Origin of the sequence: Campylobacter sp. CFSAN093227, assembly GCF_012897855.1 — a bacterium.
Taxonomy (GTDB): domain Bacteria; phylum Campylobacterota; class Campylobacteria; order Campylobacterales; family Campylobacteraceae; genus Campylobacter_D; species Campylobacter_D jejuni.
Window position 1 is genome coordinate 1,391,086 of sequence record NZ_CP040610.1, and the last position, 13,097, is coordinate 1,404,182.

The 13,097-nt window shown below is 32.7% G+C and carries 14 protein-coding genes; 8 read left to right on the plus strand and 6 right to left on the minus strand.

All coding sequences use genetic code 11. From position 1 onward, the window contains the following. The first annotated feature begins 1 nt into the window (after nt 1). Nucleotides 2-652, plus strand: coding sequence for a TrkA family potassium uptake protein (locus FBF06_RS07275; protein ID WP_002853664.1), 651 nt, complete (start codon nt 2-4; stop codon nt 650-652). On the opposite strand, the gene FBF06_RS07280 is transcribed toward FBF06_RS07275, so the two are convergent. Genes FBF06_RS07280 through gltX form a run of 4 tightly spaced genes read right to left on the minus strand, consistent with a single transcriptional unit; the run spans nt 649 to nt 4,577 of the window. Continuing rightward, entirely contained in the window at nt 649-1,320 is a 672-nt protein-coding gene (locus FBF06_RS07280) for a menaquinone biosynthetic enzyme MqnA/MqnD family protein (protein WP_002857885.1), read from the minus strand. The two genes, FBF06_RS07275 and FBF06_RS07280, sit on opposite strands and share 4 nt — an antisense overlap. A 5-nt stretch (nt 1,321-1,325) precedes the next feature. After that, entirely contained in the window at nt 1,326-1,952 is a 627-nt protein-coding gene (gene upp, locus FBF06_RS07285; RefSeq protein WP_002831283.1) for a uracil phosphoribosyltransferase, read from the minus strand. Next, nucleotides 1,949-3,184, minus strand: a complete 1,236-nt coding sequence (locus tag FBF06_RS07290; RefSeq protein WP_002859330.1) for a malic enzyme-like NAD(P)-binding protein — start codon at nt 3,182-3,184, stop codon at nt 1,949-1,951. Before FBF06_RS07290 ends, upp begins: the two co-directional genes overlap by 4 nt. A 1-nt stretch (nt 3,185) precedes the next feature. Beyond that, on the minus strand, nt 3,186-4,577 hold the full coding sequence (gene gltX / locus FBF06_RS07295) for a glutamate--tRNA ligase (RefSeq protein WP_011049940.1): 1,392 nt from the start codon (nt 4,575-4,577) through the stop codon (nt 3,186-3,188). 64 nt (nt 4,578-4,641) lie between these two features. On the opposite strand from gltX, the gene salC reads away from it, so the two are divergent. Further along, complete coding sequence (gene salC, locus FBF06_RS07300; protein WP_032583153.1) at nt 4,642-5,457, plus strand: peptidylprolyl isomerase SalC; 816 nt, start codon at nt 4,642-4,644, stop codon at nt 5,455-5,457. A 36-nt stretch (nt 5,458-5,493) separates the two neighbouring features. On the opposite strand, the gene FBF06_RS07305 is transcribed toward salC, so the two are convergent. Both FBF06_RS07305 and accB read right to left on the minus strand, forming a co-directional pair. Beyond that, nucleotides 5,494-6,825 (minus strand): acetyl-CoA carboxylase biotin carboxylase subunit, encoded by a 1,332-nt coding sequence (locus tag FBF06_RS07305; protein WP_002867331.1) that lies wholly within the window; start codon nt 6,823-6,825, stop codon nt 5,494-5,496. A 1-nt stretch (nt 6,826) separates the two neighbouring features. After that, nucleotides 6,827-7,282, minus strand: coding sequence for an acetyl-CoA carboxylase biotin carboxyl carrier protein (gene accB, locus FBF06_RS07310; RefSeq protein WP_002853623.1), 456 nt, complete (start codon nt 7,280-7,282; stop codon nt 6,827-6,829). 147 nt (nt 7,283-7,429) lie between these two features. Here accB and dcd point away from each other — a divergent pair, with 147 nt between their 5' ends. From dcd to legH, 6 genes are read left to right on the plus strand one after another with little or no spacing between them, the layout of a single operon-like run. Next, nucleotides 7,430-7,990 (plus strand): dCTP deaminase, encoded by a 561-nt coding sequence (dcd, locus tag FBF06_RS07315; RefSeq protein ID WP_002869981.1) that lies wholly within the window; start codon nt 7,430-7,432, stop codon nt 7,988-7,990. 48 nt (nt 7,991-8,038) lie between these two features. Continuing rightward, nucleotides 8,039-9,043, plus strand: a complete 1,005-nt coding sequence (gene pseB / locus FBF06_RS07320) for a UDP-N-acetylglucosamine 4,6-dehydratase (inverting) (protein ID WP_002845077.1) — start codon at nt 8,039-8,041, stop codon at nt 9,041-9,043. Between the two features lies 1 nt (nt 9,044). Beyond that, a complete protein-coding gene (pseC, locus tag FBF06_RS07325; protein ID WP_168977603.1) occupies nt 9,045-10,175 on the plus strand; it encodes a UDP-4-amino-4,6-dideoxy-N-acetyl-beta-L-altrosamine transaminase in 1,131 nt (376 codons plus the stop codon). Further along, nucleotides 10,168-11,478, plus strand: coding sequence for a DUF4910 domain-containing protein (locus tag FBF06_RS07330; protein WP_168977604.1), 1,311 nt, complete (start codon nt 10,168-10,170; stop codon nt 11,476-11,478). The genes pseC and FBF06_RS07330 overlap by 8 nt, the downstream gene beginning before the upstream one ends. Next, nucleotides 11,475-12,266: an AAC(3) family N-acetyltransferase gene (locus FBF06_RS07335; protein WP_032583156.1), complete on the plus strand. Its 792-nt coding sequence runs from the start codon at nt 11,475-11,477 to the stop codon at nt 12,264-12,266. The genes FBF06_RS07330 and FBF06_RS07335 overlap by 4 nt, the downstream gene beginning before the upstream one ends. A 20-nt stretch (nt 12,267-12,286) precedes the next feature. Further along, nucleotides 12,287-13,078 (plus strand): N-acetyltransferase LegH, encoded by a 792-nt coding sequence (gene legH, locus FBF06_RS07340; RefSeq protein WP_002856586.1) that lies wholly within the window; start codon nt 12,287-12,289, stop codon nt 13,076-13,078. Nucleotides 13,079-13,097: the final 19 nt, after the last annotated feature.

Consider the following 13,097-nt stretch of genomic DNA (forward strand, 5'->3'; position numbering starts at 1 on the left):
CGTGAAAAATCTTAATTATGGAATCATAGGACTTGGAAAATTTGGATCAGTTGTAGCAGATGAACTCATTGCTGGAGGTCATACTGTTATCGTTGCGGATAAAGATGAGGAAGCTTTAAAAAGTATACAAAATCCTCCAAGTTATGCTTATATTTTAGATTCTACAAATATTTCAGCCCTAAAAGAAGCAGGCTTTCATGATGTTGAAGTTGTTATTGTTAGCATAGGAGAAAATGTTGAAAAATCAATCCTTACTCTTATGGCGCTTAAAGATATAGGTGTTAAAAATATCATTGCTAAAGCAACCTCTAATATCCATGGTCAAATTCTTTCTAAGTTAGGTGCAACAAAGGTTATTTATCCTGAAAAAGAAAGTGCTAAAAGACTAGTAAAAGAATTTTTAACTAAAGATGCTGATTATGAAGTTTTTGATCTTTCAGCAAATACTATACGAGCTATTAAGATCAATATAGATGAAAAATTAGCAGGAAATTCTTTAAAACATGTAGCACAAAATATGAAAGTGATTTCTTATAAAAAATTAAATAGTGACTGGGAAATACTACCTGATTTAGAAACCACGACAGTTTATAGTGGAGATGTCGTAATACTCCTTGGAACAGTTAAAGAACTTAGAGAATTTGAACACTAAGCAAGATTTAAAGCCTTACAAGCCTTTACAAAACGCTTTAAGGCTGTTTTTTCTTTGGTAGAAATTTTATGATATATAACTTCATCTAAATAATATCTAACATCTTTTATATCTAAATCCCTTGTTTTGGCATAATTTTGCAGTATATAATAAGGAATTTTAATCTTTGTTTTTGGAAATTTTTTCAAAATTTGTTTATATAAAGCTTTTTTTTGCACACAAGAAAATCTAGCAAAAACAAAAGGCAATCCTGTTTTTTCGTGCCATTTTGCACATAAATCGATATATTTAGAAGGATCTTTTAGATAAAGCTTTAAAGCCTTATCACCTATAATTACTTTTCCATCTTGTTTTAATACTTTAGCCAGAGCGTTTGAAGTTGCTGAACTTGGATCTTTGGCATTTGATGTATTTTTTTCTACTAATACACTTAAAACTCTTTTATTAGCACAAATACCCAAATCTAAATTTTTATATTTTTTTCTAGCACTTTCTATGCTTGAAATGATAGCTGCATCAATTCTTCTATAAAATAAATCTTTATTTAGCTTACTTGGAACTCCTTTTTTATACTCCATACTTGCTTTATAACCATTAGGTAGGGGATATTTCTTAAGATATATATGTAAAGGTAAAAGATTAATATAATCAATTTTTCCAAAAATCATCTCTTTTAAAGAGTGTTAAACACTCTATCTCCTGCATCTCCAAGCCCTGGGATAATATAACCTTTTTCATTTAAACCTTCATCAATACAAGCCACAAAAACTTCTACATCATCATGCATTTGGCTAAATTTTTTCAAACCTTGTGGAGCAGCAAGTATGGATATAAATTTTATTTTTTTAACTCCTTGGCTTTTTAAAAAATTACAAGCCTCTATAGCAGTCCCACCTGTAGCAAACATAGGATCTATAACAATAGCAGTGCGTTTTTTTGCATCTTTGGGAAGTTTTTGAAAATAAAAATCTGCCTTTAAAGTTTCTTCATTTCTCACAAACCCCAAAAACCCAACACTTGCATCAGGAATCATCTTAAAAACACTTTCAAGCATTCCTAATGCAGCCCTTAAAATAGGACAAATCATAATCTTTTCATCAAGTTTTTTTACTGTAGTTTTTTGTATAGGTGTTGAAATTTCAATTTCTTTTAAAGAAAAATCTTTACTCGCTTCAAAAAGCAAAAAAGATGAAATTTCATCGATTAACATACGAAATTGAAAGGGCTTTGTCTCTTTAGCCCTTAAAATTCCTAATTTATGTTCGATCAATGGATGATTGATGCAATGAATATTTTTCATTTTAAGCTTTCAAAATAAGCTTTCTCATCAAAATTTTTCACCTTAGCCACACCATCTTTTACCGCAGCTGCTGCTACAGCTGTACTTACTGCAGCTTTTACTCTTTCATCAAAAGGTTTTGGTATAACATAATCTCTTCCAAATTCTAAAGTGCTTAAATTATAAGCTTTTTTAACCGCATCGCTTACAGGAAGTTTTGCAAGATCTGCTAATGCTTTAGCAGCCGCTACTTTCATATTTTCAGTGATTTTACTTGCACGCACATCTAAAGCCCCACGGAAAATAAAAGGAAAACCTAAAACATTATTGATTTGATTTGGATAATCACTTCTTCCTGTTCCTACAATCGCATCTTTTCTAAGTCTAGCTACATCTTCAGGCATCACTTCAGGAATAGGATTTGCCAAAGCAAAAATCACAGGATCTTTTGCCATGCTTAAAACCATTTCATCATCAAGAATTTTTGGTGCACTAAGTCCTAGGAAAACATCAGCTCCTTTTAAAACTTCTTTTAAAGTCTTTTCCTTAGAATCAACAGCAAATTCAAGCTTTTGAGGAGTTAAATCATTTCTATCTTTAGAAATCACTCCTTTGCTATCTACTAAAATAATATTTTCGACCCCTAAATTTCTATACATTTTAGCACTTGCTATACCTGCAGCACCTGCGCCACTTACAACCACCTTAATGTCTTTAAATTTTTTACCACTTATTTCCATAGCATTCATAAGTCCCGCAGTTGAAATAATAGCCGTTCCATGTTGATCATCATGCATTACAGGAATTCCTAAATCTTGCAAAGCCGCTTCAATTTCAAAACATTTTGGCGCAGCAATATCTTCTAAATTGATCCCGCCCACAGTTGGAGCCAAAGACTTGCAAAAATTTACAATCTCTTCTATACTATGAACATCAATTTCTATATCATAAGCATTGACATTTGCAAATTTTTTAAACAAACAAGCCTTACCTTCCATAACAGGTTTTGAAGCCTGTGCTCCTATGTTTCCAAGTCCTAAAACAGCAGAACCATCACTAACTATAGCTACTAAATTAGCCTTATTTGTATAAGTATAAGCAAGCTCATTATCTTTAGCGATTTCAAGGCAAGGTTCTGCAACTCCTGGGCTATACGCCAAAGATAGATCATGGCTTGTAGCCATTGGCTTACTTGGTACAATATCAATTTTCCCACCTAAATGGTATTTTAAAGCTTCTTCTTTTAAATTCATTTTATTTTCCTCTAACTTTTAAAAAATTTTCTATTCTTTTTTTGCACTCATCAACCTCTAAAAATTCTAATACTTCAAAAATACTAGGACTTACCGCACTCCCTGTTAAAGCTATGCGTATAGGCTGAGCCAAATCTTTTAACTTTGCTTCTTTTTTTTCTAAAAAATCATTTGTAAAATCTTCAAAATCTTTACCTGTTTTTTGATCTTTAAGTGTATTAGCAAATGCTTGGAGCAATTCTAAATTATTTTTGTTAATAAATTTTTGTACTGCATTTTCATCATAATTTTGCGGCGCATTAACTATACTTTTTGCACCATTGATAATATCATGCAAGGTTTTTGCACGCTCTCTTAATAAATCAAGTAAAAATCCTGCCTTTTCATAAACAGATAAATCAAAGCCAAGATCCTTAAGCTGACGGTTAATCTCTTCAAAAGGCAAAGTTTTAATATAATGAGCGTTAAGCCATTCAAGCTTTTTAGCATTATAACAAGATGCGCTTTTATTAATATGATAAGGGTCAAAAAGTTTTTTCAAATCTTCTAATGAAAAAACCTCATCATCACCATGGCTCCAACCTAAACGCACAAGAAAATTAAGCAAAGCTTGAGGTAAAATTCCCATTTCTTTGTATTCCATAACATCAGTTGCCCCATGTCTTTTTGAAAGCTTTTTACCATCTTCTCCATGTATCATAGCCACATGAAAAAATTTAGGAATTTTAAAACCCAATGCCTCATAAAGCACAATTTGTTTAGGAGTATTTGAAAGATGATCATCTCCGCGAATCACATCACTTACCCCCATTAAAGCATCATCAATAACAACAGTAAAATTATAAGTTGGAGTTCCATCACTTCTTGCAATGATAAAATCATCCATTATATCCTCTGCTTTAAATCTCACCTCGCCTTTAACCCCATCTTTAAAAACAATCTCACCGCTTTGAGGTGCTTTAATACGCACAACAGGCTCTATACCCTGAGGTGGCGTGCCTGTAAATTCTCTATATCTTCCATCATATCTTGGGCGCTCTTTGGCAGCTTCTTGCTTGGCGCGCAATTCTTCTAATTCTTCTTTACTCATATAACAATAATACGCCTTGCCTTCATCTAAAAGCTTTTTAACATATTCTTTATAAAGATCAAAACGCTCTGATTGGTAAGTTACTTCTCCATCATGTTCTAAACCGCACCATTTAAAAGCTTCGATAATTGCTTTAGTAGCTTCTTTGGAATTTCTTTTTAAATCCGTATCTTCGATACGAAGTAAAAAATTTCCACCATTTTTTCTAGCGTATAAATAATTATAAAGAGCTGTTCTAAGTCCACCTATGTGCAAATACCCTGTTGGGCTTGGAGCAAAACGCGTTGTAAGTTTTTCGTGCATTTTTTGCCTTTTCTTAAATTTTTATTGATATAATGCGATATTTATACTTAAATAAAGGTTTGAAATGAAAAAAATTTTATTAAGTTTTGCATTTTTTGCAAGTTTAGCTAGTGCAAATACCATTAATGCTATAGCTATAGTTGTAGACAAAGAGCCTATCACAACTTATGATATAGATCAAACTATGAAAGCACTTAAAATTGATAGAAATAAAGCTTTAGGCGTACTCATCAATGAAAAAATGGAAATTTCACAAATGAAACAACTAGGTATTGTAGTCAATGATCTAGAGCTTGATGATGCTATAAATAAAATGCTTGCTCAAAACAAAACGACTTTAAATGCTTTCAAAGCAAATTTAAAATCCAAAAATCAAAGCTATGAACAATTTCGTGCAAATTTTAAAAAAGACTTAGAAAAAAGAAAGCTTTATGAAAAAATCGCAAGTATGGCAAAAACTGATTTTAGTGATGATGGAGCAAAAAAATTTTTCGAACAAAATAAAGATAAATTCACTTTTTATACACAAATTAATGCAAATATTTATCTATCAAACAATCCTCAAACTTTAGAAAATATCAAAAATACAAAAAAAACAATCCTTAAACCACAAAATGCATCTTTAAACACAAGCAATGCCGATCCAAGACTTTTAGGGCTTTTATCACAAATTCCTGTTGGAGGCTTTTCCCCTGTTTTAAATGGAAAAAATGGCTATGAACTCTATGAAGTTAAAAGCAGAGATGGGGCACAAACTCCTGAATATGAACAAGTTAAAAATGAAGTTTTAAACGCTTATGTAAGTGAACAAAGACAAAATTTTATACAGGATTATTTTGATAAACTCCGCTCTAAAATCAATATAGAATATTTAAGATAAAAATTACAATTAAAATTTCCCTTTAATAGGGAAATTTTAATGTCTTGCAAGATAATTTGTATCGTAATTATTATTAATAAAATCAGGATTTTCCATCATAGAAAGATGAAAATCTTTGGTTGTTTTTATCCCACTTATAAGCAACTCATCTAAAGCTACTTTCATTTTTGCAATAGCTTTATTGCGATCTTCTGCCCAAACTACAAGTTTGCCTATCATAGAATCATAATAAGGAGGCACGCTATAGTCTTGATAACAATGACTTTCCATTCTGACATTGCGTCCTGCTGGTGGAATGTATTTAGTAATCTTACCTGGACTTGGCAAGAAAGTTTTGGAATCTTCGGCTGTGATTCTACATTCTATAGAGTGCCCATTTAATTTAATACTTTCTTGAGATGGTAAAGCATAACCTTCTGCTACTTTAATCATTTGTTCTATGATATCAATCCCACTTACCATTTCACTTACACAGTGTTCAACTTGCAAACGCGTATTCATTTCTATAAAATAAAAATCCAAATTTTTATCTACTAAAAACTCAAAAGTTCCCGCACCTTCATATCCTATGGCTTTAGCTGCCTTAATAGCAGTTTCATGAAGCCTAGTGCGTGTTTTTTCATCAAGCAAAATCGCAGGGGATTCTTCTATAAGTTTTTGATGGCGTCTTTGCATAGAACAATCTCTTTCGCCCACATGAATCACATTCCCAAAACTATCTCCTATAATCTGTACTTCTATATGGCGTGGATTTTGTATGTATTTTTCCATATACATAGTTCCATCGCCAAATGCTGTCATAGCCTCGCTTTCAGCTGACCAATACGCTTTTTCAAGATCTTTTTCATTTTCAACCACACGCATACCACGACCACCACCACCTGCAGCTGCTTTTAAAATCACAGGATAACCTATTTCTTTGGCAAGTTTTTTAGCTGCTTCAGCTCCTGCCAAAGCCCCATCGCTTCCTGGGATCACAGGTACGCCTGCTCTTTGCATGACTTGTTTTGCTTTTGATTTATCACTCATTAAATTCATAGCTTCCACAGAAGGACCTATAAATTTGATGTTATGTTTAGCACAAATTTCAACAAAATTTTGATTTTCACTTAAAAATCCGTATCCTGGAAAAATCGCATCTGCTTCAGCAATTTCAGCTGCTGTAATAATAGCTGGGATATTTAAATAGCTTTCAGAACTTCTTGCTTTGCCTATACAAATGCTTGCATCAGCGTATTTTAAATACAAAGCATCTTTATCTGCTTCAGAATACACACAAATTGCTTTTTTACCCATTTCTTTAATCGTTCTTAAAGCACGCAGTGCTATTTCTCCACGATTAGCAATTAATATGCTTTTAATTTCCATTTTATAATTTCTCCACCGCAAATAAAGGCATTCCAAATTCTACAGGCTGACCATCAGCAACTAAAATTTCAGCGATCCTACAATCAAATTCCGCTTCAATTTCATTCATAATTTTCATCGCTTCGATAATAGCTATAGTATCGCCTTTTTTAACCGTACTGCCTACTTTTACAAAAGGTGCTGCACCTGGACTTGGAGCTTGATAGAAAGTTCCTACCATAGGGCTATTTATACTTGGTTTGTTTGATTTTACACTTTGACTAGGTTGAGCTTCGTTTACAACGCTTACATTGATAGGTTGTGGAGCTGGAACTGGAGGACAAACAGGAGCTGGAACATCGCAGCACATATCTCTTTCAAGTTCTATTTCAAAACCATCTTGTTCTTTGATTTTAATTTTACTAATATTTGCTTCAGCAAAAAGGTTTACTAACTCTTTAATTTCTTCTTTTGTCATAAAATTCTCCTACAAAATTTAAGAACTTAATCTTGTATTATATAAAAAAACTTGAAATTTAACTTTAAAAAAGAAAAAAATCATAAAAAATATAGATTTTTTAGGTTATAATCCTTACAAACAATTACAAATATTAAAAGGTTAAAAATGGGCTTAAAAGCGGATAATTGGATAAGAAAAATGGCATTAGAACACAAGATGATCGAACCATTTTGCGAAGCAAATATAGGAAAAGGTGTGGTAAGCTATGGACTTTCAAGCTATGGTTATGATATACGCGTAGGGCGTGAGTTTAAAATTTTTACCAATGTTAATTCAACTGTAGTGGATCCAAAAAATTTCGTAGAAGAAAATGTAGTAGATTTTGAAGGTGATGTATGTATAGTTCCTGCAAATTCTTTTGCCCTAGCTAGAACTATAGAGTATTTTAAAATGCCTGATGATGTCTTAGCTATTTGTCTTGGCAAAAGCACTTATGCAAGATGTGGTATCATCGTCAATGTTACCCCTTTTGAACCAGGTTTTGAAGGACATATTACTATAGAAATTTCAAATACTACGCCTTTACCTGCAAAAATTTATGCTAATGAAGGCATAGCACAAGTGTTGTTTTTACAAGGTGATGAAAAATGTGACACCACTTATAAAGATAAAAAAGGCAAGTATCAAGCTCAAACGGGCATAACCTTGCCAAGAATTTTAAAATAGGAACACTTGTTGCTTTAATTTTAAAAAACTTAAGCAAAGGAAGGCAAAATGTTTAACGGAAAAAATATCTTAATCACAGGCGGAACAGGCTCTTTTGGAAAAACCTATACTAAGGTTTTGCTAGAAAATTATAAACCTAATAAAATCATCATTTATTCTCGTGATGAGCTTAAACAATTTGAAATGGCAAGCGTTTTTAACGCTCCTTGCATGCGTTATTTCATAGGAGATGTAAGAGACAAAGAGCGTTTAAGCACTGCTATGCGTGATGTAGATTTTGTTATACATGCTGCTGCGATGAAGCATGTGCCTATTGCTGAATATAACCCTATGGAATGTATAAAAACAAACATCCACGGCGCGCAAAATGTCATAGATGCTTGTTTTGAAAATGGGGTTAAAAAATGTATCGCTCTTAGTACGGATAAGGCTTGTAATCCTGTAAATTTATACGGTGCAACCAAACTTGCAAGCGATAAGCTTTTTGTCGCTGCAAACAACATAGCAGGTAACAAGCAAACACGCTTTGGTGTTACAAGATATGGCAATGTTGTAGGTTCAAGAGGTTCAGTGGTGCCTTTCTTTAAAAAACTCATCAGCGAAGGAGCTAAAGAACTTCCTATCACCGATACGAGAATGACTCGTTTTTGGATCAGCCTTGAAGATGGAGTAAAATTTGTACTGAGTAATTTTGAAAGAATGCATGGAGGAGAAATCTTTATCCCTAAAATTCCTTCGATGAAAATCACCGATCTAGCCCATGCTCTAGCTCCTAATTTAAGCCATAAAATCATAGGCATAAGAGCAGGAGAAAAACTACATGAAATCATGATTTCAAGCGATGATAGCCATTTAACCTATGAATTTGAAAACTACTATGCTATAAGCCCGAGTATTAAATTTGTAGATAAAGATAATGACTTTAGTATCAATGCCCTAGGCGAAAAAGGGCAAAAGGTAAAAGATGGTTTTTCTTATAGCTCGGATAATAATCCTTTATGGGCAAGCGAAAAAGAACTTTTAGAAATCATCAATCACACCGAGGGTTTTTAAAATGCTTACTTATTCTCATCAAAACATCGATCAAAGCGATATAGATACGCTTACAAAAGCTTTAAAAGATGAAATTTTAACTGGAGGTAAAAAGGTAGATGAATTTGAAGAAGCCCTTTGCGAATATGTGGGCGTAAAACACGCTTGTGTATTAAACTCAGCCACTTCAGCCCTTCATCTTGCCTATACAGCACTAGGCATCAAAGAAAAAATCGTTTTAACCACTCCTTTAACCTTCGCTGCTACGGCTAATGCGGCCTTAATAGCTGGAGCTAAGGTAGAGTTTATCGACATTAAAAACGATGGTAATATTGATGAAAAAAAACTAGAAGCAAGACTTTTAAAAGATAGTAAAAATATAGGAGCTATTAGCGTGGTGGATTTTGGGGGAAATAGCGTTGAAATAGATGAAATTTCAAGCCTTGCTAAAAAATACAATATCCCTTTAATCGATGATGCAAGCCATGCTTTAGGTGCCTTATATAAAAGTGAAAAAGTAGGAAAAAAAGCCGATCTTTCTATATTTTCTTTTCATCCTGTTAAACCCATCACTACTTTTGAAGGCGGGGCTGTGGTGAGTGATAATGAAGAGCTTATCACCAAAATCAAGCTTTTAAAAAGCCATGGTATAATTAAAAAAAGGCTTTGGGATAGCGATATGGTAGAACTTGGCTATAATTACCGCTTAAGCGATGTTGCTTGTGCTTTAGGGATAAACCAGCTTAAAAAACTCGATCATAATCTTGAAAAAAGAGAAGAAATCGCAAGTTTTTACGATAAAGAATTTGAAAAAAATCCTTATTTTTCCACGATAAAAATCAAAAATTATAAAAAAAGCTCAAGACATTTATACCCTATCTTGCTTTTTCCTGAATTTTATTGTCAAAAAGAAGAACTTTTTGAAAGCTTACTTCATGCAGGAATTGGCGTACAGGTGCATTACAAACCTACTTATGAGTTTAGTTTTTATAAAAAACTCTTAGGAGAAATCAGACTCCAAAATGCGGATAATTTTTACAAAGCCGAGCTTAGCATACCTTGTCATCAAGAAATGAATCTAAAAGATGCAAAATTTGTAAAAGATACTTTATTTAGCATTCTTGAAAAAGTTAAAAAGGGATATTGTGAATAAGCTAGACTTTAGAAGCCAAGATTTTAGCCAAACTGGAAAGGCTATGTATGAACTAGCTTGTGAACTTTTTCCCATCCCTAGAAGTATCACAGGACAAGGTTTTAGAGCTAGTTTAGAAATTTTAAATAAAACTCTGGGGGGGGGGAGGATACTCAAATTTCACTCTATAAAAAGTGGTACAAAGGTTTTTGACTGGATAGTCCCTGATGAATGGAACGCCAAAGAAGCCTATATTATCACTCCAGAAGGAGAAAAAATTTGTGATTTTAAAAAGCATAACTTACACCTTCTAAATTATAGCGAAGCTATCGATCAAGAAATCGAACTAGAAGAACTTCAAGATCATCTTTACTCCATAGAAGAAATGCCCGATGCTATTCCTTATGTAACGAGTTATTACAAAAGGCGTTGGGGATTTTGTCTCACGCATAATGAAAGAAAAAAACTCAAAAAAGGCAAATACAAAGTCTATATCGATGCAAAACATGATGAAAATGGGGTTTTGGATTATGCTGATTTTATCCTACCTAGTACGCAAAACTCAAAAGATGAAATTTTAATTTCAACCTATCTTTGCCACCCTTCCATGGCAAATAACGAGCTTAGTGGCCCTGTGGTGGCTATTTTCCTAGCAAAATGGCTTTTGAGTTTAAAAGAAAGAAAATATAATTACCGCTTTGTCATCATCCCTGAAACCATAGGGTCTATAGTCTATCTTAGCAAACATTTAGAGCATTTAAAAAAATATGTTAAAGCAGGCTTTGTGCTTTCTTGCTTAGGCGATGATCATGCTTACTCACTCATACATACACCTAAAGAAAACACTCTAAGCGATAAAGTTGCCTTGCATACGCTTAAAAATAAAGAAAATTTCAAAGCTTTTAGTTTTTTGGATCGTGGAAGCGATGAAAGACAATACAATGCTCCGCTTGTAAATCTTGGCATTGTAGGAGTATGTCGCACAAGATACGGTGACTATGATGGATATCATAACTCAAAAGATGATCTCAATTTTATCTCTGAAAAAGGCTTAATGGGTGGACTTTCAAGCATACAAGAAATGATTTTAAATCTAGAAATCAACGCTGTATATGAAAACACCATAGTATGCGAACCCAATCTTGGTAAAAGAGGACTATATCACACTCTTAGCACTGCTAATGACATTCCTTTGGCTTGTAATTTTTTGGCTTACTGTGATGGGGAAAATGATATCATCGATATAGCCAATATCTTAAATATGCAAGCTTATGAATTTAAAGAACTTTTGGAAAAAATAAAATTTTATGGACTGGTAAAATGAAATATTTTTTAGAACACAATGGCAAAAAATACTCCGATAAGGATTTAATAGATGCTTTTTATCAACTAGGTATAAAAAGGGGTGATATTTTATGCGTACATACAGAACTTATGAAATTTGGCAAAGCTTTGCTTACTAAAAATGATTTTTTAAAAACCTTACTTGAATGCTTTTTTAAAGTGCTAGGCAAGGAAGGCACTCTTCTAATGCCAACCTTTACTTATAGTTTTTGCAAAAATGAAACTTATGATAAAGTGCATTCTAAAGGCAAAGTGGGAGTGCTGAATGAATTTTTTAGAACTAGCGGGGGGGGGGTTAGGCGAACTAGCGACCCTATTTTTTCCTTTGCTGTGAAGGGTGCTAAAGCGGATATTTTTTTAAAAGAAAACTCAAGCTGTTTTGGAAAGGATAGTGTATATGAAATTTTAACTAGGGAAGGTGGGAAATTTATGCTTTTAGGCTTGAATTATGGACACGCCCTAACGCATTATGCTGAAGAGAGAAATACCAGCTTTTGCAGGTATTTTAAGGAATTTAAGGGCTTGGTGATTGACGAGCTAGGACAAAAAAGAGAAAAAAGGATAAATTATTATGTAAGAGACTTGGAAAAAGCCTATGTATGCAGCCTTGATAAGATAAATGAAATCGTGCGGCAAACAAGGTATTACAAAAGCATAAAATTTGCAGGAGATTTTCTAGAAAGCTATGATGCTAAAGAATATGTCAAAGCCATAGGCAACGCCCTTAAGCAGGATAAATTTGCCATATATGAAAAGCTTCTTTTATGAAAAATATTTAAAGGTAGTTTATGAAATATTTACTTGAATTTGAAAATAAAAAATACTCCACTTACGACTTCATAGAAACTTTTTACAAACTAGGACTACAAAAAGGCGATACCTTGTGTGTGCATACTGAACTTTTTAATTTCGGTTTTCCCTTGCTTTCTAGAAATGAATTTTTACAGACTATATTAGATTGTTTTTTTGAAGTTATAGGCAAAGAAGGCACTTTGATCATGCCAACCTTTACTTATAGTTTTTGCAAAAATGAAGTTTATGACAAAATAAATTCCAAAACAAAAATGGGAGCATTAAATGAATATTTTCGCAAACAAACAGGAGTAAAACGCACAAACGATCCTATATTTTCTTTTGCTATAAAAGGAGCAAAAGAAGAATTATTTTTAAAAGATACAACAAGTTGTTTTGGGGAAAATTGTGTTTATGAGGTTTTAACCAAAGAGAATGGAAAATATATGACATTTGGAGGCCAAGGACACACACTAACACATTATGCAGAAGAACAATTTAATGTATTTTACAGATATCATAAAATTTTCTCTGGAATTTTAATTGATGAAAACAATATATCATACAATAAAACCATTAGTTATTATGTTAGAAAACTTGACATATCTTCTGAACCCAATTTAATTAACATTATCAATATTGTTAATAATACTAAAAATTTTAAAAAAAACAATTTTGCAGGAGATCATATAAATATTTACAACGCTAAAGAATATATAGAAATTTTATGGAAAAAATTAGATATAAACCAAACAATTCTAATAGAAAATTATGATACAATATATTAATTTTCAACATTCTCAAGAA

Coding starts and splice junctions, on each gene's coding strand:
- accB (WP_002853623.1), bottom strand. CDS start 7,282: ATGACAAAAGAAGAAATTAAAGAGTTAGTAAACCTTTTTGCTGAAGCA.
- upp (WP_002831283.1), bottom strand. CDS start 1,952: ATGAAAAATATTCATTGCATCAATCATCCATTGATCGAACATAAATTA.
- FBF06_RS07290 (WP_002859330.1), bottom strand. CDS start 3,184: ATGAATTTAAAAGAAGAAGCTTTAAAATACCATTTAGGTGGGAAAATT.
- FBF06_RS07335 (WP_032583156.1), top strand. CDS start 11,475: ATGAAATATTTTTTAGAACACAATGGCAAAAAATACTCCGATAAGGAT.
- pseC (WP_168977603.1), top strand. CDS start 9,045: ATGCTTACTTATTCTCATCAAAACATCGATCAAAGCGATATAGATACG.
- dcd (WP_002869981.1), top strand. CDS start 7,430: ATGGGCTTAAAAGCGGATAATTGGATAAGAAAAATGGCATTAGAACAC.
- FBF06_RS07305 (WP_002867331.1), bottom strand. CDS start 6,825: ATGGAAATTAAAAGCATATTAATTGCTAATCGTGGAGAAATAGCACTG.
- gltX (WP_011049940.1), bottom strand. CDS start 4,577: ATGCACGAAAAACTTACAACGCGTTTTGCTCCAAGCCCAACAGGGTAT.
- legH (WP_002856586.1), top strand. CDS start 12,287: ATGAAATATTTACTTGAATTTGAAAATAAAAAATACTCCACTTACGAC.
- pseB (WP_002845077.1), top strand. CDS start 8,039: ATGTTTAACGGAAAAAATATCTTAATCACAGGCGGAACAGGCTCTTTT.
- FBF06_RS07280 (WP_002857885.1), bottom strand. CDS start 1,320: ATGATTTTTGGAAAAATTGATTATATTAATCTTTTACCTTTACATATA.
- salC (WP_032583153.1), top strand. CDS start 4,642: ATGAAAAAAATTTTATTAAGTTTTGCATTTTTTGCAAGTTTAGCTAGT.